Origin of the sequence: Aliivibrio sp. A6 (genome assembly GCF_028765505.1) — a bacterium.
GTDB classification, from domain to species: Bacteria; Pseudomonadota; Gammaproteobacteria; order Enterobacterales; family Vibrionaceae; genus Aliivibrio; species Aliivibrio finisterrensis_A.
Genome location: NZ_JARACR010000019.1, coordinates 59,431 through 81,119 on the forward strand (window position 1 = coordinate 59,431; position 21,689 = coordinate 81,119).

Annotated in this window: 28 protein-coding genes and 1 tRNA gene; 20 read left to right on the top strand and 9 right to left on the bottom strand. The window is 37.9% G+C overall.

The features are described from left to right. Nucleotides 1-34: 34 nt before the first annotated feature. Complete coding sequence (locus PVK70_RS12265; protein WP_130048441.1) at nucleotides 35-625, bottom strand: UPF0149 family protein; 591 nt, start codon at nucleotides 623-625, stop codon at nucleotides 35-37. A 332-nt stretch (nucleotides 626-957) separates the two neighbouring features. Here PVK70_RS12265 and PVK70_RS12270 point away from each other — a divergent pair, with 332 nt between their 5' ends. The 12 genes from PVK70_RS12270 (at nucleotide 958) to PVK70_RS12325 (ending at nucleotide 9,917) form a co-directional block, all read left to right on the top strand. Further along, entirely contained in the window at nucleotides 958-1,410 is a 453-nt protein-coding gene (locus PVK70_RS12270; protein ID WP_130043264.1) for an L-alanine exporter AlaE, read from the top strand. Between the two features lie 127 nt (nucleotides 1,411-1,537). Beyond that, nucleotides 1,538-2,332: a DUF3450 domain-containing protein gene (locus tag PVK70_RS12275; RefSeq protein WP_130048442.1), complete on the top strand. Its 795-nt coding sequence runs from the start codon at nucleotides 1,538-1,540 to the stop codon at nucleotides 2,330-2,332. Continuing rightward, a complete protein-coding gene (locus PVK70_RS12280; RefSeq protein WP_130048443.1) occupies nucleotides 2,332-3,648 on the top strand; it encodes a MotA/TolQ/ExbB proton channel family protein in 1,317 nt (438 codons plus the stop codon). Before PVK70_RS12275 ends, PVK70_RS12280 begins: the two co-directional genes overlap by 1 nt. Beyond that, nucleotides 3,641-4,177 (top strand): MotA/TolQ/ExbB proton channel family protein, encoded by a 537-nt coding sequence (locus PVK70_RS12285; RefSeq protein WP_130048444.1) that lies wholly within the window; start codon nucleotides 3,641-3,643, stop codon nucleotides 4,175-4,177. Before PVK70_RS12280 ends, PVK70_RS12285 begins: the two co-directional genes overlap by 8 nt. Further along, complete coding sequence (locus PVK70_RS12290; RefSeq protein ID WP_130048445.1) at nucleotides 4,168-4,572, top strand: ExbD/TolR family protein; 405 nt, start codon at nucleotides 4,168-4,170, stop codon at nucleotides 4,570-4,572. Before PVK70_RS12285 ends, PVK70_RS12290 begins: the two co-directional genes overlap by 10 nt. Then, a complete protein-coding gene (locus PVK70_RS12295) occupies nucleotides 4,572-5,189 on the top strand; it encodes an energy transducer TonB (protein ID WP_130048446.1) in 618 nt (205 codons plus the stop codon). The genes PVK70_RS12290 and PVK70_RS12295 overlap by 1 nt, the downstream gene beginning before the upstream one ends. Beyond that, on the top strand, nucleotides 5,186-6,406 hold the full coding sequence (locus PVK70_RS12300) for a tetratricopeptide repeat protein (protein WP_130048447.1): 1,221 nt from the start codon (nucleotides 5,186-5,188) through the stop codon (nucleotides 6,404-6,406). The genes PVK70_RS12295 and PVK70_RS12300 overlap by 4 nt, the downstream gene beginning before the upstream one ends. A gap of 132 nt (nucleotides 6,407-6,538) precedes the next feature. Further along, nucleotides 6,539-6,626: transfer RNA gene (locus PVK70_RS12305), tRNA-Ser, on the top strand. A 182-nt stretch (nucleotides 6,627-6,808) separates the two neighbouring features. After that, a complete protein-coding gene (locus PVK70_RS12310; protein WP_130048448.1) occupies nucleotides 6,809-7,195 on the top strand; it encodes a thiol-disulfide oxidoreductase DCC family protein in 387 nt (128 codons plus the stop codon). A 35-nt stretch (nucleotides 7,196-7,230) separates the two neighbouring features. Further along, nucleotides 7,231-7,938, top strand: a complete 708-nt coding sequence (locus PVK70_RS12315; RefSeq protein ID WP_165367191.1) for an SDR family oxidoreductase — start codon at nucleotides 7,231-7,233, stop codon at nucleotides 7,936-7,938. Between the two features lie 158 nt (nucleotides 7,939-8,096). After that, complete coding sequence (hflX, locus tag PVK70_RS12320; protein WP_130048450.1) at nucleotides 8,097-9,437, top strand: GTPase HflX; 1,341 nt, start codon at nucleotides 8,097-8,099, stop codon at nucleotides 9,435-9,437. Nucleotides 9,438-9,491: 54 nt separating this feature from the next. Further along, nucleotides 9,492-9,917, top strand: coding sequence for a GNAT family N-acetyltransferase (locus PVK70_RS12325; RefSeq protein WP_130048451.1), 426 nt, complete (start codon nucleotides 9,492-9,494; stop codon nucleotides 9,915-9,917). A gap of 98 nt (nucleotides 9,918-10,015) precedes the next feature. Here PVK70_RS12325 and PVK70_RS12330 read toward each other — a convergent pair whose 3' ends face one another. The 4 genes from PVK70_RS12330 to PVK70_RS12345 all read right to left on the bottom strand — a co-directional run bounded on the left by PVK70_RS12330 (nucleotide 10,016) and on the right by PVK70_RS12345 (nucleotide 14,168). Continuing rightward, nucleotides 10,016-10,996 (bottom strand): zinc-dependent alcohol dehydrogenase family protein, encoded by a 981-nt coding sequence (locus tag PVK70_RS12330; RefSeq protein WP_130048452.1) that lies wholly within the window; start codon nucleotides 10,994-10,996, stop codon nucleotides 10,016-10,018. Nucleotides 10,997-11,119: 123 nt separating this feature from the next. Further along, on the bottom strand, nucleotides 11,120-11,437 hold the full coding sequence (locus tag PVK70_RS12335) for a hypothetical protein (RefSeq protein ID WP_130043273.1): 318 nt from the start codon (nucleotides 11,435-11,437) through the stop codon (nucleotides 11,120-11,122). 63 nt (nucleotides 11,438-11,500) lie between these two features. After that, a complete protein-coding gene (locus PVK70_RS12340) occupies nucleotides 11,501-12,661 on the bottom strand; it encodes an MFS transporter (RefSeq protein ID WP_130048453.1) in 1,161 nt (386 codons plus the stop codon). Between the two features lie 652 nt (nucleotides 12,662-13,313). Then, nucleotides 13,314-14,168 carry a carboxylate/amino acid/amine transporter gene (locus PVK70_RS12345; protein WP_130048454.1) on the bottom strand — a complete coding sequence of 285 codons (855 nt, stop codon included), beginning with the start codon at nucleotides 14,166-14,168 and terminating at the stop codon, nucleotides 13,314-13,316. Between the two features lie 261 nt (nucleotides 14,169-14,429). On the opposite strand from PVK70_RS12345, the gene PVK70_RS12350 reads away from it, so the two are divergent. The 4 genes from PVK70_RS12350 (at nucleotide 14,430) to PVK70_RS12365 (ending at nucleotide 16,381) form a co-directional block, all read left to right on the top strand. Then, on the top strand, nucleotides 14,430-14,951 hold the full coding sequence (locus PVK70_RS12350; protein ID WP_069507797.1) for a GNAT family N-acetyltransferase: 522 nt from the start codon (nucleotides 14,430-14,432) through the stop codon (nucleotides 14,949-14,951). Between the two features lie 227 nt (nucleotides 14,952-15,178). Beyond that, entirely contained in the window at nucleotides 15,179-15,430 is a 252-nt protein-coding gene (locus PVK70_RS12355; protein WP_012551877.1) for a type II toxin-antitoxin system Phd/YefM family antitoxin, read from the top strand. Further along, a complete protein-coding gene (locus PVK70_RS12360; RefSeq protein WP_130048455.1) occupies nucleotides 15,427-15,687 on the top strand; it encodes a Txe/YoeB family addiction module toxin in 261 nt (86 codons plus the stop codon). The genes PVK70_RS12355 and PVK70_RS12360 overlap by 4 nt, the downstream gene beginning before the upstream one ends. A 157-nt stretch (nucleotides 15,688-15,844) precedes the next feature. Next, the gene (locus tag PVK70_RS12365; protein ID WP_130048456.1) at nucleotides 15,845-16,381 is read left to right on the top strand and encodes a GNAT family N-acetyltransferase; all 537 of its coding nucleotides are present in this window, start codon (nucleotides 15,845-15,847) and stop codon (nucleotides 16,379-16,381) included. A 163-nt stretch (nucleotides 16,382-16,544) separates the two neighbouring features. On the opposite strand, the gene PVK70_RS12370 is transcribed toward PVK70_RS12365, so the two are convergent. After that, nucleotides 16,545-16,844 (bottom strand): type II toxin-antitoxin system RelE/ParE family toxin, encoded by a 300-nt coding sequence (locus PVK70_RS12370; protein WP_130048457.1) that lies wholly within the window; start codon nucleotides 16,842-16,844, stop codon nucleotides 16,545-16,547. 7 nt (nucleotides 16,845-16,851) lie between these two features. Beyond that, nucleotides 16,852-17,094, bottom strand: a complete 243-nt coding sequence (locus PVK70_RS12375; protein ID WP_130048458.1) for a type II toxin-antitoxin system Phd/YefM family antitoxin — start codon at nucleotides 17,092-17,094, stop codon at nucleotides 16,852-16,854. 513 nt (nucleotides 17,095-17,607) lie between these two features. On the opposite strand from PVK70_RS12375, the gene PVK70_RS12380 reads away from it, so the two are divergent. The 4 genes from PVK70_RS12380 to PVK70_RS12395 all read left to right on the top strand — a co-directional run bounded on the left by PVK70_RS12380 (nucleotide 17,608) and on the right by PVK70_RS12395 (nucleotide 20,491). Further along, nucleotides 17,608-18,399 (top strand): PhzF family phenazine biosynthesis protein, encoded by a 792-nt coding sequence (locus tag PVK70_RS12380; RefSeq protein ID WP_207216099.1) that lies wholly within the window; start codon nucleotides 17,608-17,610, stop codon nucleotides 18,397-18,399. Between the two features lie 177 nt (nucleotides 18,400-18,576). Beyond that, the gene (locus PVK70_RS12385) at nucleotides 18,577-19,047 is read left to right on the top strand and encodes a hypothetical protein (protein ID WP_242504797.1); all 471 of its coding nucleotides are present in this window, start codon (nucleotides 18,577-18,579) and stop codon (nucleotides 19,045-19,047) included. 240 nt (nucleotides 19,048-19,287) lie between these two features. Next, the gene (locus PVK70_RS12390) at nucleotides 19,288-19,884 is read left to right on the top strand and encodes a glutathione S-transferase family protein (protein WP_130048459.1); all 597 of its coding nucleotides are present in this window, start codon (nucleotides 19,288-19,290) and stop codon (nucleotides 19,882-19,884) included. Between the two features lie 103 nt (nucleotides 19,885-19,987). Next, nucleotides 19,988-20,491 (top strand): hypothetical protein, encoded by a 504-nt coding sequence (locus PVK70_RS12395; RefSeq protein ID WP_130043286.1) that lies wholly within the window; start codon nucleotides 19,988-19,990, stop codon nucleotides 20,489-20,491. A 142-nt stretch (nucleotides 20,492-20,633) separates the two neighbouring features. Here the strand turns inward: PVK70_RS12395 and PVK70_RS12400 are convergent, their stop codons facing one another. Further along, nucleotides 20,634-20,993 carry a DUF333 domain-containing protein gene (locus PVK70_RS12400; RefSeq protein WP_130048460.1) on the bottom strand — a complete coding sequence of 120 codons (360 nt, stop codon included), beginning with the start codon at nucleotides 20,991-20,993 and terminating at the stop codon, nucleotides 20,634-20,636. An 18-nt stretch (nucleotides 20,994-21,011) separates the two neighbouring features. Next, complete coding sequence (locus PVK70_RS12405) at nucleotides 21,012-21,407, bottom strand: cystatin domain-containing protein (protein ID WP_130048461.1); 396 nt, start codon at nucleotides 21,405-21,407, stop codon at nucleotides 21,012-21,014. Nucleotides 21,408-21,689 lie beyond the last annotated feature (282 nt).

Genomic DNA, 21,689 nt, shown 5'->3' on the forward strand with positions numbered 1-21,689 from the left:
AAGTTGGTCGCCATTTTTGTTATTGGGTTTTCTTTTATTCGTCGCGGCTTGCTTCAGCTTCTGCAAGTTCAAAACCACGCATGGTTAAGCCTGATAGCATCATAGGAACTGCGTTATAGATTTCTTTGAACTCATCTAAACCTTCAATGCCTTGCTCTTCTAATGTTGCTAATGCGGTTTCAGGATCAAATAGCATACTAATAGAAAGCAATACACCACCAAGTAGCGCATTATTTTCGCTCTCTTCTGGCATTAGTGTTTCCCAATCGTCACGCGTTAACTGCCAACCTTGTAATAAACCTTCAGAGAATTGACGAGTTTGTGCTGTTACAATCTCTTCATCATCAAGTTGACATGCTTTAGGCCATTGCCACTGACCAGATAAAAATGCTTCGCGATACTCATTCCATAGGTTAACTACAGCATTAGCGTACGCTTCTAAATCTTCTGCTGTGGTAAAAGGAGATATTTCTTCACCACCCCATAAAAAAGCTAACCACTCATTAGGATTGATAAGGTTTGGAGCCGCAGCCATCGCCGCAATAAAACCTTGTGTTTGTGCTTCAGTTAGCAGTTTATTTTCTAATTCAGGGTTTGAAAGAATTGCCGTAAGTGATAAAGACATAATGTTCTCATTCCATTCAAGTTTTCATTATTGTATCAAGAACTTTTAATATTGTCTGAATAGAAATTAATGCTTATCTTCTTGTATTGATAAGTTGCCTTTTTGTGAAAATAACTTACGGAATGTAACGAGTAGCGAATTAAACTGATTTCAAATCAAAAAGTAGTTGTAAGTTTACTACATTGACTCAACTTCGAGATCTAATTCTAATAACATTGTGATTAAATAGCGATAATTACTAGCTAGGCATGCTCAGCTAGTTCTATCGACTGCTACCGCATTGGTCGGGCAGTTTATTAATCTGGTTTATTATAGTTGGAGAGAGAAAGTTAATGTCTAAGAAAGGACCATTTTGTATCCGAAATGCAGCGGCGGATACATTTGCAATGGTGGTTTTTTGTTTTATTACGGGCATGTTTATTGAAATTTTAGTTTCAGGGATGACATTTGAGCAGTCATTAGCATCAAGGACTCTCTCAATACCAGTTAACATAGCAATTGCTTGGCCTTACGGAGTATTTCGTGACTTTATGTTGCGTCAAGGTGCTCGTATATCGCCGAGTAAATTTATGAAGAATATTGCAGATTTAGTGGCGTATGTGACATTTCAATCACCAGCTTATGCAATGATTTTATTGGCTGTGGGAGCAACACCAGAACAAATCATTACTGCAGTTTCAAGTAATGTTGTTGTTTCATGTGTAATGGGCGTGTTTTACGGCTACTTTTTGGATGCATGCCGTAAAGCATTTAAAGTTCCAGGTTATACGCCTCATGCGCATTAATATTTTGATTTTAAACTAACACTTAGAGCCAGCATTGATTGCTGGCTTTTTTTTATTCTGAATATTCAAAATATTGATTTAAAGATGTTATTCTTGAAGTTGCGTATTTATAAAGATTAACGGACTAATGAAAACATATTTTTTAGTAATGCTTGCCTATAGCGCAATTGGTTTTATGGGGATGTCGACAGTGTCTGCAAATTCATTGTCACACGCTCAAGACATAGAAGCGAAAACCAATCAATCCTCTCAGAAGGCTCAGCAAGGTATAGATAAAGAAGCTCAGCGCATATTAGATCTGCAAAATCAGATTGAACAAGCCAGCATTAGGTTATCTAATCAAACCGTTTATCGTGATCATTTGACTCAACTTGTTCGTTCTCAAGAAGATGAGAAGCAGCAACTCCATATTCAAATCACTCAAATAGAAGAGACGCGTCAGGGTATTGTTCCTTTGATGTACCAGATGCTTAATGAATTAGATCGCATTCTACATTCAGATTTGCCTATTCGTTTTACGGCTAGAACAGAGCGGCTTAACCAACTTCAGCTTTTAATGGGACGAGCAGACATTAGTGATGCTGAAAAATTTCGTCGGTTATTAGAAGCGTTTCAGATAGAGATGGATTATGGGTATAAAATCTCTGCCTACCAGCAAGAAATTACCCTAGAAGATGGCAGCAAAAGAGTGGTTGAACAGCTGCATATTGGCCGAATTACCTTACTTGCTCGCAGTGCGGATAAAAAGCACGTTTGGCTTTGGTTACAAGAAAAGCAGAAGTGGCATGCAGTAGAAACTGAGGTATTCGATGAAGTGAATGTGGCTTTCGATATCGCTAATAAGCACAAAATACCTCAATTATTACGTTTACCACTTTCAGTATCTGATCTCAATCAATCGCAAGTTAAGGAGAATATCTGATGCGTATTTCTTCATTACTTGTTGCATGTTTTATGTTTGTGATTGCATTACCTATTCATGCTGATGCACTTTCTCAACTAGACAATAAAGCCAAAGCAAATCAAATAGAGCAGCAAAAACAAGATAAGCTGCGTACTCAAAATATAAAACAGACTCGTGTTGAGTTAGAGCAACAATTATCTGTCTTAAAACGCTCGATTCAAGAGATAGAAAAAGAGACTGAGAGATTAAGCACTACGTTCAGCCGTAATGAAAAAGCCTTAGTTGATTTAGAAAAACAATTGCAGATTGAAACAGGTAGCCTTGGCGAAGTCTTTGGTGTGGTTCGTCAGGGAGCAGCAACGACCCAAAGTACGGTAATGACCTCTTTTATTCAACCGAGTGAAGGGGTCAGCATAGAGCCAATAAAAGCGGTAATAAATACTGATGCATTACCCTCAATAATGGTGTTATCTCAGTACATCAATACAATGGTGGCTTACATTGAGCAAAGTAAACGTATTGCCCCAGTAAATGCACAAGCGCTTCAAGGTGACGGTACTGTTGTTGAAGAATCTATACTTCGTATCGGTGATATGGGGCTACTTTCTGATGAAGGTTACATGAAGTGGGATCGTTCAAACGCTCAAGCTGAGTCGTATCTTCGTTATCCTGAAGGATCACCAACAGCCGCTAATTTTACAGTGAACTCAATGCTCATCGATGTGACTAGAGGGGCGCTGCTTACTCAATATGCTGAACAACCTACGCTGACTCAGCGTATTGAACAAGCAGGTATTGTTGGGCAAATTATTCTAGGTTTACTAGGTATTGGGCTCATTATTGCGATATATCGAGGTGTGGTATTACTTCGTTTACAGTTACAAATTACCAAGCAATTGCAACACCCAGATAAGCTAAGTGATAACCCATTAGGGCGTATTTTATCGGTATATGATAAAGAAAAGTCGCAAACAGTAGAGTCTTTAGAGTTGCGTTTACTTGAGACGATCATGGATGAACAGCAAGGGTTAGAAAAAGGGTTATCTATGCTAAAACTGTTAGCGGCTTTAGCGCCTATGTTGGGCTTGCTTGGAACGGTTACTGGGATGATCGAAACTTTCCAAGTGATTACGCAATTTGGTAATGGTGATCCAAAGGTAATGGCGGGTGGGATCTCTATGGCGTTAACAACAACTGTATTAGGGTTAGTGGCGGCAATGCCATTGTTGTTGGCTCATAATTTACTGTCTAGCCGTGCTGACAGTATTAATGCCGTTTTAGAAAAGCAGGGAGTTAGTTTGGTTGCTGCAAAAGCAGAGCTGAATAATGCTTGAGTTATTTAACCGCTATTTTCCAACCATCAGTGATTTTATGTCACAAGGTGGGGTTGTTCTATGGTGGTTGATGCTAGTGGTTTTGATGGTGTTTTTTCTGGTAATTGAACGGATTTCATTTTTATTTTTTGTCTTTCCAAAACGTAAAAAGCAGTGGTTGATGCAATGGAAAAGCCGTAATGAACGGACGTCTTGGTATGCACTTGCCAATAAAGAAGGGTTATTACAATTAGCCAATAGTCAGCTGTATCAACACCTGAGCTTAATCAAAGTATTTGTGAGTTTATGTCCTATGATAGGTTTATTAGGTACGGTAACAGGAATGATCTCCGTATTTGATATTATGGCTCAACAGGGCAGCAGTGATCCTAAGCTGATGGCATCAGGCATATCTATGGCAACCTTACCTACAATGGCTGGAATGGTGGCAGCCCTCGTTGGTTTATTTGCACACGCAAGATTATTAAAAGTCATGACACGACATGAATATCGCTTAGAACAAGCATTAAGGAGTGACGAATGCGCATAATTCGTCGAACAAAAGCCAGAGAAGATGCGAATATAGATCTCACTTCAATGTTAGATATCGTCTTTATTATGCTGATTTTTTTCATTGTTACTAGTTCGTTTGTCAGAGAATCAGGAGTAGAAGTTAACCGTCCTCAAGCCTCTCACTCTGTTGCTCAAAAAGAAGTAGGGATCTTTGTCGCTATTACTGCTAATAATCAAGTTTTTATCGATAAACGTCGTGTAGATATGGAAAGAGTAGAGGCGGTTTTGGCCTCTCTTCATCTGGATAATCCTCAAGCGAACCTTGTGATCCAAGCAGATAAACACGCCTATAATGGCACTGTCGTCTCAGTGATGGATGCCGCGAAAGGGGCGGGAATTGAAGGCATTGCATTAGCGACGGAAGCACAATAATGCTTCGTAGCCTGTTTGCATTTATGTTGGCGATAGTTCTTACACTTGCTTTGTTTAGCTTTATGGCTTGGATGACCATTCAACCTAAAAACACCATTGCAGAAAGTGAGCGTTTACAGTTTGATGTTGTGATGGCTGAGCCTGAATCGCACAGTCAACGTCGTATTCGTCAATTGCCAGAGCCTCCTAAAACTCCTAATGTGCCCGAGTTGCAATCAAGTTTGTCATCTCAGGTTGCAAAAGTGAATGCACCAGAAGAGACATCAATGCCATCAATAGAGTTGGGCGAGGTTGGATTGAATGTTGCGGTTTCTTTACCTTCATTTGAGGGCTTAGGACAAAATCAGCAAGCGATGCCACTCTACCGAGTTGAGCCAAAATACCCATCACGAGCACTAAAACGCAAAATGGAAGGGTATGTTATTTTACGTTTTACCATTGATGAACAAGGTAGGCCAACGGACATCGAAAGCATTGAAGCAGAGCCTAGTCGTATGTTTGTTCGACCTGCAATTCAAGCATTAAAGCAATGGAAATATCAGCCTAAATTAGTCAAAGGAAAGGCGATAACTCAACCAGGCCAAACGGTACGGTTAGAGTATCGATTAAGCCAATGAAGCGTTTTATTCAGTTATGTATTCGTTATGCCAATTATGGAATGGTTATAAGTGTGTTGCTTATTGTTGGGCAGTTACATGCAGCAGAACTGAGCCATTATAATGCTAAGAAAATTCAATATGCTAGCCAACTTCAACAAGAAGGAAAGCTAGGGGAAGCCATTGATGTATTATCTTTATTAAACCCAAATGCTAAATATGACCAAGCTTATATAGCGAGGGTATTGGGTGTTTTTTATTGGCAAAATGAGCAAGCGAAAAAAGCGATATCAGAGTTAGATAAATCTGTATCTCTAGCATCTCTTGATAAACAGTCACAATGGCAAACCGAGAAAATGCGGGCAGATATTTATTATTCCGAATATCAATTTTCAAAAGCCATATCGCATTATCAGCATTTGTTGGTATCTGAGTATTCAACATCATCAGATAAGCAACGTACAGAGTTAGCATCAAATAAAAATGAAATCTATCTAAGGGTTGCGAATGCTTATTATCAAAAGCAATCATGGAAAAACTGTTTAACGTATATACGACAATTTGTTCCTAATAATAGCAATGAGAAAATACAAAAATACAAGATCCAATTAGTCAGTGAATTGCAGTTATCGTTTTGGCGCCCAGCAGAAAAAACGGCTCAAAGATTAATTGAGCTAGAACCTAATCATAAAATGTGGTGGCAACAATTAATAGCGGCTCAATTGCAGCAACAAAAAACAGATAAAGCCTTAGTAAACTATGCCTTGGCAAAGCAGCAAGGAATTCAATTTGAAGCTCAAGATTTTAAAACCTTATCTCAACTTTATAGCCAAAATAGATTACCAGAGCGAGCAGCTCAGATAATGGATGAAATGTTTATCCAGTATCCCAAAACCAAAACTGAACCAGAGCTAGTAAGGCAAGCGACTTACTGGCAAATGGCAAAAGAGTGGGCTAACGCAGAAAAAGCATGGCAACAAGCTGCGCAACACAATGCAGAACATTATTGGTCTTTAGCAAAACTGCAAGCACATCAAAAAGCGTATAAACGAGCATTAATAAGCACCGAGAAAGCAAAGTCAGTCATTAGTGTGCCAGAATATCGCTTAATGAAGGTTCGTCTATATTATAAGCTATCTCGTTATAATGATGCTTTAGCGCAAGCAAAACGGCTCAATGAAGCTTATCCATCAGAAGAAGTAAAAGATTGGATTCAGTATTTAAAGCATAAAGAATAAGACTTTGTGATTACAAGCTAACCAAGCCGTGTAAAAATAAAGCAAACAATTGAGATTATGAAAGAAACTCCTTGACCATGTAGACGTAAATCATTAAATTAGCGCTCGTTGTCTCGAAAAGAGCAATGATTCGGTGAGTTGTCCGAGTGGCTGAAGGAGCACGCCTGGAAAGTGTGTGTACGGCAACGTACCGAGAGTTCGAATCTCTCACTCACCGCCACATTCTAAGCCCTAGCAGAAATGCTGGGGCTTTTTCGTATCTGTAGCTTGCACTTTATTCTAATTCATTTTTCCTGCGCTATTTCTGAACACTTACTTACTGTGATTGGTATAAATCCCTTTCTTGATCTAAAAAGTCATTTCTAACGTATAAGGTATGTAAATCCAAAATTAGAGGTTCATATGTACCAGTTGACCATTTTTTATGATGGAACTTGTCCATTGTGTGCAAAAGAGATGAATGCGCTTAAGCAACAAGATAAAAATAATGCGATAAAAACCATTGATATTTATAGTGAAGACTTTTCTGACTATCCAAGTATTGACCCAAAGGCTGCAAATACGGTTTTACATGCATTAAACCAAAACGGTGAGCTGATCCTCGGGTTAGATGTAACGTATCTTGCCTGGAAACTCGTGGGTAAAGGTTGGCTTTATGCTCCGCTTCGATGGCCGGGAATTAAAGTACTTGCCGATTGGTGCTATTTGCATTTTGCTAAAAATCGTTATCGAGTCTCCTATTGGCTAACGGGATCTTCTCGTTGCAGTAAAACCAGTTGCTCAAAATAGGTTGTGATGCGACAGAATCTTGCTAAGGAGTCATTATGAACATACTTATTGTCGGAGGAAATGGTGGTATAGGCTTTGCGATGATAAAAGAGTGCCTTACCCAGTATTCAGATGCTCAAATTCATGCCACTTATCGCCGAACCAAACCGCAATTTCAACATGAAAGAGTGAGGTGGTATCAAGTCAATGTTAGCCATGATGATGAAGTGAAAGTATTCAGCGAACTCTTTGATGATATAAATTGGATTATTAATTGTGTTGGTATATTGCATACACGAGATAAAGGACCTGAGAAAAACTTAACCGCATTAGATAGTGTGTTTTTTCAACAAGTGATGACCACTAATACACTACCCACATTACTACTCGCTAAATATTTTACGCCAAAGCTCAAAAAGACAGACACACCTAAGTTTGCTGTCATTTCTGCCAAAGTGGGCAGTATCTCAGATAATCAATTGGGTGGATGGTATAGCTATAGAGCATCCAAAGCCGCTTTAAACATGTTTATAAAAACCATGTCAATTGAATGGCAGAGAATACTAAAAAATGGTGTGGTATTAGCTCTTCATCCGGGGACAACAGACACCCCTTTATCTGAACCATTTCAAGCTAATGTCCCTCAAGGTAAATTATTTACACCAGAAAGAGTTGCTTGTGATCTTATTGGGTTGATTGCTTCAAGCACACCACAACAAAGTGGCTCATTTTTAGCTTACAGTGGAGATCGCCTACCTTGGTAAGCGTAAAGTTTTTGGTGTTATGTCAGCGGCCGCTCACTAACCAAAAGATTATTTTTTATTTAATTTCTATTTACCTATCAAGCTTCTTCATAACAGCGTAGGATTAGACTAACTTTAGCTAAAATCAGGCTTGCACTTAGGTGCTCTAAGATAAAATCATGAAATTAACTGAAAAACCGTTACTTAATAATGCTTTGCTCATTTCTATTTGTACTCCACAGTTTAAAGGTGAAGAAGCAAAAGCCTCTTTAGCTGAACTTGCTCGCTTGGTAACAACGCTAGGCTTTAAAGTAGTGGGAACTCAGTCTCAAAATCAAAGTTCCACACAAAAAATGAGTGTTTTAGGTGCTGGTAAATTGGCAGAAATAGCGCACATCACGGGTAACCAAGGTGAAGGTGAGGAATATGATTCTGATACTGAAGATTTCTTTGATGAAATGGATTTAGATGATATTCCATCAGATAATCTGCCTTTTGGTTGTGCGGATGTGGTGGTATTCGATTGCGATTTAACACCGTCACAATTGCGAAATGTTGAGAACCAGCTTGGTGTTCAAGTCTATGACCGTACTGGCATTATCATCGAGATCTTCAGTCGTCATGCTCGTACTCGTACCGCTCGTCTTCAAGTTGAAATGGCTCGCCTAAACTATGTAGCCCCACGATTGAGAGAATCTTCTATTGGTGATAATGAACGCCAAATGGGTAAAGGTGCGGGTGAAACAACGCTAGAACTTGATCGCCGTAAAGTGCGTGACCAGTTAGCTGAGTTGCGCCGAGAGTTAGCAAGTGTTCAGGATGAACTTAAAGGTCGTCGAGCTCAGCGTTCAGAGTTGTTTTGTGTTGCATTAGTGGGTTATACCAATGCTGGTAAGTCTTCAATGATGCGTGCATTAACAGGCAGTGAAGTATTGGTTGAGAATAAATTGTTTGCAACGCTGGATACGACGGTACGTGCACTGTATCCAGAGACTCAGCCTCGTATTCTAGTATCAGATACCGTTGGATTTATTAAAAAGCTTCCTCACGATTTAGTGGCGTCTTTCCATTCAACCTTAGCAGAAGCGCACGATGCTTCATTATTACTTTATGTGGTGGATGCATCAGATCCAACGTTTAGATCTCAACTTGATGTTGTGCATGAAGTACTTGCTGAAGTGGGTGTTGACGACATTGATAAATTATTAGTGTTAAATAAATCAGATCAGCTAACACCAGAGCAACAACAAGAATTGATGGAAGAGTTTCCAGATGCAATGATGACATCAACTCGTAATCCACTTGATGTCGCTAAGTTGCATAAGTACATTGTTAACGCTTCTGAGCAAGGAATGATCGAAGAAGAGATTATTGTTCCTTATGATGCAAAAGGCATAATGGGTGAGATCCGCTCAAGCATGAGTGTAACTAAAGAAGAATATGACTATGAGCATATTAAGTTAACAGTACGCTCAAGTGCGATTGATTTAGCAAGATTAAAGAAGTTAATGTCTAAGTAATTTTTATTAGATTTTATTTCTTTTGTAAACGAAGTAAATATTGAGAGTACGAAGATGTTTGAGGTTAAAAACGTAAATTATATTGGTGAGAATGAACAAGCTATTCGTGAAGTACGTGATACCGTGTTTATTCAAGAGCAGAGCATAGATCCTGATATTGAGTTTGATGGATTAGATGAATCAGCAGTACACGCAATTGTTTATAGTAATGCTCAGCCAGTGGGAACAGGGCGTATTTTAGACGATGGGCATATTGGTCGCATTGCCATTTTGAAAGCATTTAGAGGACAAGGTCTAGGCTCTAAAATTGTTTTATCATTGATTGATGAAGCAACAAATAAAGGCTATCCACGAGTGTATTTAGGATCTCAAAAGCACGCTATCGATTTTTATACTAAATTGGGTTTTCAGCCGTATGGTGATGAGTTTATGGAAGCAGGGATCCCACATTTATCAATGGAAAAGCTGTTTAATAAATAATTGAGATACAGTTAAAGTGTAGGTAAATAGAGTGCGTTTTATTCTGCACTCTATCATTCTTTTGTGACTTAATAGCGACCGTTATAAAGAGCGAGATCTTAAAAAGAAATCAGTATTTTCCCATTATTATTTACTGTTTTATTTTGTATTTCTTCAATAGCAGAGTGGAGAGATGTGATAGGTACTATTTTATCTATTTTTGATTCTGCAATCCCTTCATGAACCAATCTCATTACTTCATTCAGTTTATGCTGAATATCCTTTTTTGAGGCAGAATGAACCCATTGTCTTAAATGAAAATATGAGAAATCAATATCAGGTCTTTCTTGCCAAAAACGAGCAGAGATAGGCATACCAGAGAGCAACCCATAGTTAATAAATTGGCCATTTTTCTTTAATAGCATTGCTTGTTCTAACGCTTGGTCTCCTCCAATACAATCCAGAATCGCATCAACGCCGCCGTGATCTTTGAGAGACTCAAATTGCTGATAAGCCATACTGTTTTGAGTATTTATAATGGCGCTTAGTTGGCAATTTTCAAAGAGAGCTTCAGTATTATCACGACGAACCAACGCAATAGGAACAACTCCTAAATGATTAAGCATACGTATTATCATTAGACCAATAGCAGAGGTCGCGGCATTAATAACGAGAGACATTCCTTTTGTGATATTTAATTGTTCAGTCAACATTAACCAAGCTGTCATCGGATTTATGTAAGACGTTGCTGCTTGCTCGTCACTAAGATAATCAGGAATTGAGAAGCACCATTTCTCATCAATATTTCGATAGGTTTGCCATGATCCAGCACTGCCAATGGGTAATACACGATCCCCAATAGAAAATGGTGATTTTGTATCATAACAATTATTGATGATCCCCATGCCTTCAAAGCCCGGAATAAAAGGCAATTGAATACGAGAGCGATATGCGCCAGAAATAGTAATAAGATCAGAGGGATTAATAGAGCTGTATTTCATTTTTAATTGGAGTTGATGATGGGCAAGGATATCAGGAGTGCTGTTTTCTAATTGAATGGACTCTAGTGGTGGACCAAATTTATTTACAATCGCTCTCATCAAGTATTACCTGCATACATTCTTAAAGTAGAAATCAGTATGTAATATATCAATAGCGATAAATAAATACAAAAAGGCGCAAAGTAATTAAACAATGCGCCTTTCAATATTTGTTTGATTTACTTAGTAATCACTGTCGCTTGGTTCAATGAAGAACTCGCCATCGACTGTTTCTGCGATTTCTAAGATTTTTACGATCTCGCCATTAATGGTGATATTTGCTAAACGGACAGGATCTTCATCATAAGGATGGAAAGGCGCCATTTGCATTTCAATGCGGTACTCTTCATCATCAGGGCCTTGGAACCAACCCTCACCAAACTCAAGTTCAGTTTCGTCCCCTTCTTCAGGGCAAGTATGATAAGCCGAAACAAGTTGGGCACCTTCAAAATTAAGGGTGATGGTTTCGCCCCATTCTACAACGTATTGTGCATCTTCCATTGTTTATTACCTTTCGCAATTGTGGTGCGCATTGTAACGCGCACCCTTCGTAAATCCTACCGCTTATTCACCAGCAACCATTGGGCGGTGTTGGCGCATGCTTGCTAGTAACATATAGATAGCGGTTGCTAGTAAAATTGCAAATAAGTAACTCATTAAGCCTTCAGCAGTATTCATCAATGTGTTTGCTAATACCGGGCCACATACAGAGCCAATACTGTAGCTAAATAGCATCACCTGTGTTGCTGATACAATGTATGACTCATCTAATGTATCGCAACCCAAAGAGATAGCGATAGGGTACAAAGCAAATGCCGCCATACCAAGAAGAACCAGTGCCGTTGCAAGTACCGCAGTGTTATCACTTAACGTAGTTAAACCAATAGCGAATACACCAAGAATACAAAATAGCGCCATCAATAATGTTTTACCTAAATGTTTAGATAAGTAAGACACAAGTGGTTGAACCGCCATTCCCCCAAGAACAATCAGCGCCATTAAACTACCAATTTGCGTAGTGTTAATGTTTCGATGTTTTAGTTCTAAAGGCATTAAGCCATATACTGCACCAAGTAATAAACCAGAGACTACGCATCCCATGATTGATGCTTTGTTTAGTTTTAAAATTTGCTTAAGGTTTAATACATTATGATGTTGTACTTGTGGTTGCGCCCCTTTACCAAATAGTAAACAAGCGATAGCCATCATGATTAAACCGATGATCATGTAATAAGGTAGTAACCCTTCGATACCGATAAAACCGATACCTAGCTGTCCTAATGATGAACCACCGTAAAGCGCACCCATGTATAAACCAAGGCGTTTTGGACGACTTTCAGCATCGCCAATTAATAACCAAGATTCAACAACAACAAATACACCAGCTACAGCGATACCAGCAATAAAGCGCGCCGTCATCCATACCCATTCAATAGGCATAGAAGGAAGAATAACAATAGTTGCAGCAAGCAAAATTAAGAATAAAACAAACGCATTTTTATGCCCAAGACGAGCAACAAAGGGTTCGATTAATCCTGCACCTACAAGTAATCCGGCGTAGAAAGCACTGGCTAACCAACTGGCGTATTTCGCCTCAATTCCATATTGGCTTAGCATCAATGGAATAAGGCTCATTAAATAGCCTGATGCAATAGCAAATAAAGAAAGTGCAATCACAGGAATAAGTAGACCAGGTTGTGATTGAGTTGATGTTGTTGTGTTCACCGCAGTGCCTCAAAAAAAGTAATAGAAATAAGTAGATTTTCAGCGACTATGAGGCTAATAAGTATCCAAGTAAAACGAGTAATTTTATTGGTAAAGATAAATTATTTTTATCAATAAATGGTGTGCGAGAAAATAATGGATTATATAAAAATGTAATAAATGATATGTATTGAAATGGGAATGATAAACGAGTTCTAGCATTGGCTGGTTTTTAAAAATGTCTTATATATCAGACACGAATGTATTGCTGTTTCATAAACTTAAATTAGTATTTTTATCTATTAATTGTTTTTATCTTGTTGTTTTTATTTGTATTTCTCGTTTATTTGCTCCGTAAGGGAAAATAATACTTTATGTTGCTACTGTTTTTATTCCTGCCATTGTATTTTATATTCTTTTTTTCATTGGAGTAAATACAGCTTAAGGATTTACATCTATGGAACTGATTGGTGATCTTGTACTACAAACTGAAGCACATCGTTTTTGTGGATTTTTATTAAATGCAGGAGGCAGGTTCTGGATTTGAGTTTTAGTCATGCGGTATTTCGAACACTCTTTTGTGTTGTGGTAAGAAATAACGATTACTTATTCTAATGGATACCGACTGATTGTCGACACCCATTTTAATCAATCTTGAGGTAGTTAGAAGCTATTATTGATGACGTTTCTTTTCTAACTGTTGGTTTACGAATAAAGCAATAAGAATCAATCCACCTCCTAAGCTTAAGCGTAAAATATCGGCATCACGATTCCAAATCAATAAATTTACTAAGATCCCCGCAGGAATAAGCAAGTTATTCATTACCGCTAACACACCAACATTAACCAACGTAGCCCCTTTATTCCACATGAAGTAGCCAAGGCCAGAAGCTATGGTTCCTAAATAAATAAGTACGCCCCACTGTGTCGTTGTTGTAGGTAGCTTTTCTGTGTTGCCAAAAATAGCGTAGCAAACAGTAGCGACGATTAAGGCACCGATGAAAAAGAACCCAAACACGGTTTTTTGCTCAATGGTTTGATCTTTCATTAATCGCTTATAGCAAACTTGGCCTGTCGCAAAACATAAATTAGCGCCTTGAACCATCGCAAATCCAAGCAAGAAACCAGAATCAATGCCGTTATAGCGAATTGCAATCGCGCCTAAAGTAGCAATCACAGCACTTATCATAAAGTGAGGGTGAAACTTTCCTTCAAAAGCATCGTTTAATAGCGTGATATAAATAGGTGTCATTACGGTGAATAATAAAACTTCAGGAACCGTAAGGTACAAAAAGGATTGATAATAAAATACATACATCAATCCAAGTTGGATAGCACCAATAAGCATTAGCTTAATAGCTGTGGATAAAGGCACTTGTTTAGGGCGTAAAAATGGAAGAAAAACCAAAGTCGCTAACCCAATACGCATTAATACAGAGAACCAAGCGTCAACTTGTCCTGCGAGGTAAACCCCGATCAAGCTAAATGAAAAAGCCCAAAGAAGGGTAATTGAAAGTAAATATGACATGAGTAATCCATTAATAAAACCAATGGTAGTATTTTAAATGAGGTTTGCTATCAGTAAAGAAAAAGATAAGAAAAGCAGAGTGTAATGGCTTTATCCGTAGTTCATGAGTCACCTCACTGATATGTATGTGCTATTACATTGATTTACATATTATTTTAGAACAGAATTACAGCATTAATAGAAAAACTATAGATAAAGGTTGTAGGTGTACTATACGACATTTTGTCGTAGATAAAGCGTTAGCCCTTTTCAGGAAATGATATGGAAATCGTACAAGAAATAGATGTTTCAGAATTGCATCATAAGGCAATCGAAGCATTAAGAAATCAAGCTTTTCCAGACCACCAAGTAAGTCGTTCTTACTTTAAGCAGTTACCTCATATGCGTGCCCTTCATTTTCAAGGTGAACAGTTGGTTGGCTATCTTGGACTGGATTATCGCGTTGTTAGCGTCGGTGGGGAAATACATAAGGTTCTGGGCGTAATCGACTTCTGTGTTGATGAACGTTATCGAGGGCAAGGTATTGGCTCTTTCATGTTGTCAGAAGTATCGGCATTTGCCGAAACTAAAGACGTTGATTTCATAATCCTCATATCTGAGTTACATGATTTCTACTCATCAAATGGTTTTAACAAGGTTCAGTGTATGCAATCTTGGTTAAGGCTTCACGAGCACACCAACTTTGGAGTTGCTGTAGAGCATATTGATGAACTGTATGTGAAACCACTCAGAGATAAGCAGTGGGGTGTTGGACATTTTGATTGGCTAGGTTATATGTACTAGTCAATCACAGGGCTAACAAACAATTTAAGATTGATTCAGCACGCTTGGCAATTTTGGTTTGGGTTTAGTTTGGTGTTTACGGTGTTTTGATTGAGTGTCGTAGTAGCGTGCTTCACACCTTAATTGGGCGTTAACTGCTTCTTTGTTACTTGTGCAATATATTGTACATTTTGTTTTTATGAATTATACTTGTTCAACATTAGGTACAACTCAATAAAGAGGTAATTATGCGTATAGTTTCTTTTACTGAAGCCAGAAATGGTCTTAAATCTGTTCTTGATGGCGTGGTTAATGATGCGGACTGCACGGTTATCACTCGTCGAGATTCTGAAGATGCGGTTGTAATGTCTATGGACTATTACAATAGTTTAATGGAAACGATATATTTATCACGTTCTCCTGCGAATGCTGCTCATTTAAACAAATCAATTGCTCAATACAATGCAGGTCAAACTACGGAAAGAGGCTTGCTTGAATGAGTCGAATGTTAGCTTGGACTGATGAAGCGTGGGATGATTATTTATATTGGCAAGGGCAGGACAAGAAAACGCTTAAACGTATTAATAAGTTAATCATAGATGTAAAGCGTTCACCATTTGAAGGCATTGGCAAACCTGAGCCATTGAAAGAGAACTTAGCTGGTTTTTGGTCACGTAGGATTGACGATACAAATAGACTAGTTTATGCAGTAAATGATTCACATTTGACGATAATTTCTTGTCGTTATCACTACTAATTGAATTGCATACAAATGCATCAACACGATTTACTACACTTGGCGTTGTCAGTTTGCCTTTAGTTTCAGGGATTAAGGCGTTAAAATTCAGCTAGGTTTACATGGTAGTAAACGTGTTATTTAGGCGTTATGCCTTATGAAGAACAAGGAACGTTCGATGTTTGAAATCGAGACTAAGCGTCTGATAATTAGGGATATGACGCTAGGTGACGAGAATGCTTTTGTTAGTATGTCTCAAGATCCGAAGTATCAGCGTTTTTACGATGAAAGTGACTGCAACCCTGATAAATACAGAGAATTAACTCACCTTTTTGTGGATCAAATATCGGAAATTCCTCGTCAATCGTATCAACTAGCTGTTGAAAGTAAGGTCTCAGCAACATTTATTGGTATAGTTTGCCTGCGATTGGAGTCCAATAACCAGGCTTCAATAGGTTGTGCCTTTTCTAGGGAAGTTCAGGGTAGTGGTCTAAGTTTCGAAGCGTCAAAAGCACTTTTAAACTTTGGTTTTTCAGAGTTAGGTGTTCATCGTGTTTATGCAGAAACCATTAGTAAGAATCTACCTGCCATTAGGTTGTGTAAGTCATTGGGCATGAGACAAGAAGCTCACTTTAAGGATCATCGCTTCTTTAAGACAAAATGGTGGGATACTATCGTTTTAGCAGTTTTACGTAGCGAATGGGCACAGGCATAACAAGCGTTTAAGGCAAATTCCCAACGCTCGGCGTTTTCAACTCGGTTTAGCTTAGTGATTTCGGTGATAAGTTTGAGTGTATTGGTAGTGTTGTCAGCTACTTGATTGGGCGTTAGTTTACCTGTCAGAATAGCAGCCTAACTAAACATACTTTGCGTGGTAATTATCGCAGATGGTTTTGCGGCAATTGCGATTGTCCAAGAACAGCAACGACCAAAATAAAACCGTCTTCTTTGGTAAAGTAAGCTGTGTGCTTGCCGACCGGGAAGTAAAAACCGTTTTTATATATATCATTGCAGTTTCTACCTACTGCCGGATTTTCAGCGAGCATCTGAAAACCAGTAAGAAGAGTGTCTTTATATGAGATCCACTGCATCTGAGAAAAGTTTGTAACAGTATAATTTTTGATTTTGTGTAAATGAGCCTGTGCTAATTTACTGAGTTTATATTTACTCTTGTGCATACTTTACTTACAACGCACTTAAGAAGTTCTCACCGTCAACTATATTGCCTTGGGCTAGGTCTGCTTTTGCAGCCTCAAAGCAATGTTTTATGTAATCGGCTTTCATAGCTTCAAGTTCTTCATAGTCTCTAATTGACATCACAACCACAGCATCTTTGTTGTTTTTACTAATTTTAACTGGCTCGCGTTGAGCGTTTAGAAGCAGTTCACCGAAATTACGTTTGGCATAATTTGCTGTTAATGTGTACATGGTTAAGCTCCAAGTCGGCAAATACGATATTATTATAGAGTATCACTCTAAATGTGCAATTTAATTAAATCGTGCGATTTGTGTGAAAAATAAATTAACAAGCATTTAAGATGGATTACTAATGCATGGCGTTTTTGATTCCATCGTTGGGTTTTGTGTTTAAAGCGTTTACAATCGAAGCTGAAGGGTGAGCCCTCTATTAAAGCTGAGTATTTGGATACAATAGATAACTCATTCGAGTATGTAAAAGCACAAAATTATATCTATCAAACTATTAGCATTGATTATCAAGATACTATTATCTCTTTACTTCCCAAAAAAACTTGTGGTGATCATTTAACCCAAGATGAGATTGAGAATATAACAAGCGTTTAAGGTAGATTTACAACGCTTGGCAATTTCGGCTTTAAGCGTTCATCGTGAGGCTGGGTTGGCTGGACAGTTAAACATAGAAACGAAGGTGCCTTAAGTTACAACACTACAAGGCGTTATAGCGCAAATGGAGTTTATATATTGGAAATGGACATATTCATAGTTGATGCTTTTACAGATCAGCAGTTTAAAGGTAACTCAGCAGCTGTCATTCCTGTTGAAGATTGGCTGTCTGACGATCTAATGCAAAATATAGCGGCAGAAAATAATCTGTCAGAAACAGCTTATATAAAAAAGGTAGGAGTGAGTCAATATGAGATCCGCTGGTTTTCTCCTTTGACTGAAATCGATTTTTGCGGCCATGCTACTTTGGCATCTGCTTTTGTATTGTTTACTGAGTTTGGTGTACAAAGCCAAGTTGAATTCATTACACGAGAGGTTGGCAGCTTAAACATTATTCTCAATGCAGAGAATGAAATCGAAATGATTTTTCCAAACCAAAAGCCTGAGGTTGTTTTAACTGCTCCAGTACCGTTGCTAAATGGCTTATCTAAAGAACCCATTCAAGTTCTCAAAAATCGGCAGGCTTACTTTGCAGTCTTTGACAGTGAACAAGATGTCCTTGAGGTTACTTATGTTTCAGAGGAATTGAAGCAACTTGCGCCTTTGGATGTGGTGGTGACGTCAACATCTGAAAGTTATGACTTTATCTCTCGTTATTTTTGGCCTGCAAACGGCGGTGACGAAGATCCAGTTACTGGCTCTATCCACTCAGGACTAGCACCTTATTGGGCTGACAGCCTAGGTAAGTCAGATTTAGTCGCTTACCAAGCTTCAAAAAGAGGTGGTGTTTTGAAGTGCAGCGTTTCAGAAGAAACGGTAGTTATCTGTGGTAAAGGTGTTTTATATCTGAAAGGCAAAGTTTACGTTTAGTGGACATCTGCGTTATAAAAAGCGTTTAAGTCGGATTATCAATGCTAGGCATTTTTAGCTTGCTTACCCAATAAGATTGGCTTGTATATTCGAAGGAGTTCACGTTTTTATATCGGTTAAAAAATACCTATGTTGTAAAATAATTAGATATTGTTAGTAACGGTTTAGGTGATTTATATGTTTTTCCGGGTATTTTTTTTAGCTTTTATTTTTACGCTAACTAGTTGTGCAACAACCGATCCTGAACCTGAATCAAAAAATACAATAGAGTCACCAGACGTGAATTTTATTATTGGTAATGTCACGAGCATTTATAACATTAAGCTATCTGTTGGTAACGTTGATTTTGAAAATGAAACATTTAAAGAAGACTGGTTTTCATCTTTATCATATGAATATACAAAGGATAAGCGCTATATAGTTGGAACAGCGAAAGCAGGCAGTTATATTGGTATTACTTCTACTAAAGCTCAAGATGCTAGCGGAACTCCATTAGGTACATTTACGCCTTGCAATAAAACATTGGTTTTTCGCTTACCTTATGGTGGAGCAGATGTATATGTGACTGATGTTAATTATGAATGGAATAATGTGTCTATTTCCCCAACATATTCAGACCAAATAGAACAAGCAAAAAAAAGCCTTTAATACTAATAATATTATACAAGCTAGATATCTTCAGCTAAATGCTGATTTGTACAATGATTGCGAAACTCTAAATCCAAACCCCGTAATTATGACAAGACCTATTTAGAATGAACAATTAGTGTATAGCACGATTGCTATAAATTACTTATGTGATTAATTTTTGTGATTTTACTTGTATACGGATGTATTGCGTGTTCATCACTTAAGCAGCGTTAAATGTAATCGTCAAGGAGGGCGTAAATGAAAGTATACGGTGATTTACAATCAGGAAACTGTTTAAAAGTTAAGATGTTACTATCGTTTTTAGATGTTAAGCATGAGTGGGTTCATGTGAATATTTTAGATGGTGAAACCAAAACAGCTGAATTTCTATCTAAATACCCGAATGGTAAAATACCTGCGATTGAATTTGATGATGGACGTTATCTGTGCGAATCGAATGCAATTTTAGGCTATTTTTCTGAAAATACAGAATTTCTCCCAACAGATACGTACTTAAAAGCAAAAGTATATGAGTGGTTGTTCTTCGAACAATACAGTCATGAACCATTCATTGCGGTAGCTCGCTTTATTCAAAAATACTTAGGTATGCCAAAGGAAAGAGAGGCTGAATATCTTTCACTTCAAGAAGGTGGCCATAAAGCTCTTCAATTAATGGAAAACCAATTAAGCAAAACTAAGTTTCTTGTTGGTAATGAAATGACAATTGCTGACATATCTCTTTATGCTTATAGCCATGTTGCAGACGAAGGTGGGTTTGATTTAACTCAATATCCAGCAATTCAAAATTGGTGTCATCGTATTCAATCAACACCAGGATATGTAGGTATGGAGTAAGTTCTGTTCGCGCAATAATGATTTAGATTAAGTGGTGGCGTTACTCATTATTTAACGCAGCGTTAAATATTAACTGGAGAGAAATTTGTGAGGGAAACACGAAATGAAAACTTTTAATTTAATACTATTTACTAGTATATTTTTAGTAGGTTGCGCAGCCCCAATTACCTTTTATAGTAAGAGTCCGGACGCAGGCAAACCTGGTAAAGTTCATTTTATGTCTCAAGAAGGTGCATATACTACAATTGCATTATATGAGGATAGTGACACTTGTACCGGAATTCAACGTGTGTCATTCTTTCAGCCTATAGTTGATCAAACTATATATGTTTCTTACAAAGAGCACTTAACTTTCAGTGTATATATCAATCTGCCAAACAATACTGGATTTGAATATGCTAGTAGTATGTATTCAGTACCATTTGAATCCGGTGAAGTAAAAGTCAAAATATCATTTGATGAGCAGAAAATGTATACAGGGATTTATAAGCGCGATGAGAATGAAAGTTGGGTGCCTGTAACTAACTTCCTCGAACGAACACCAAAGCAACCATTTTTAGAGTCAGGCTCTTGGTGTGAAGATCAGCTAAGCACTAACAATACCTAATAAACGCTTCAATGCAGATCCGTAACGCGTGGTATTAACAGCCCCAGCTTTATTCCACATAGTACTACCATGTTGGCTTTTGAACTTTAGTGCGGAGCTGCTTTTTTGTTGAACCTATTTATAGTGACTTCTTGGAAAGTGATTAAAGGCTACTTCTATAAAAGTCCCATGCATTAACAACCTCACCGGTTTTTAGTGTGCAATCGCTGTTTTCTAGATGGTAAGAACCTTCTTGTTCAATACAATAAACAGCAGCAGGGTTTGCTTTTCCGACCGGTTTTGTCATTTCTTGTTTATGGTTACGGTAGTATTCCCATGCATTAACCACATCACCATTTCCCAGAGTACAATTACCTGAGTCTAAATTATAAGTGCCGCGCTCTGCACAAAATTCAGCAGCAGGGTTTGCCATATCTGCTTTGGCTGATGGCTCTTTTTCTGAAGAACTACAAGCAGCAAGAGAAAGAAGTAAACTAAGGGTAATTGCTATTTTTTTTAACATAAAGAATCCTCTATTTAATCATGATTGGCAATTTTGATTCATGCTGCCTTGTTGAGCAGGTTGAGTCATTGTAAATTTACCATTTAAATTTCTGAACACACGAGTGTTCCAAACTTGACCATCATCTAATTTAAAATCAATGGCGTAATTTGTTCCAGCAACTACTTGTGTTTTTACTGCTAAAATCTTTTCAAGTTTTGCCGAGGTATTCATCATACCAAGAACATAATTAGTGGCTTGTTCTACGTCTGGAGTAACGATAGAGGTATTCCATCCTCCTGCCATGCCATTATCGACATTGCATAGTGGATTCATATTGTCAGAAGAGATCTCTGGTTTTTGTTGTGTTTGCTGAGCGCACCCAGCAGTGAATAATAAAATGCTAGAGCAAGCCAAGATAGTAAATAGTTTCATTATTAGCCTCAAATAACGCGACAGTAAAACGAGTTAAATCAATTTAGTTTTTTTTTCTTCTAAAATCCAATCCATCTCGTATTCTTTTTATTCATTCTTAATTTCAATGCATTTTCTCAGATGCTTTTCTGAATACTTACTGTGATTGGTATTAAGTGAGATTGAGGACAAAAAAAAGAGCAGCCATATAAATGGTTGCTCTTTTAGTCTTTTGGTTCTACTTAATTACATTGGTCTGATTTAATAAACAATCGATTATAGATTACAGACTTTAGTCCCAGG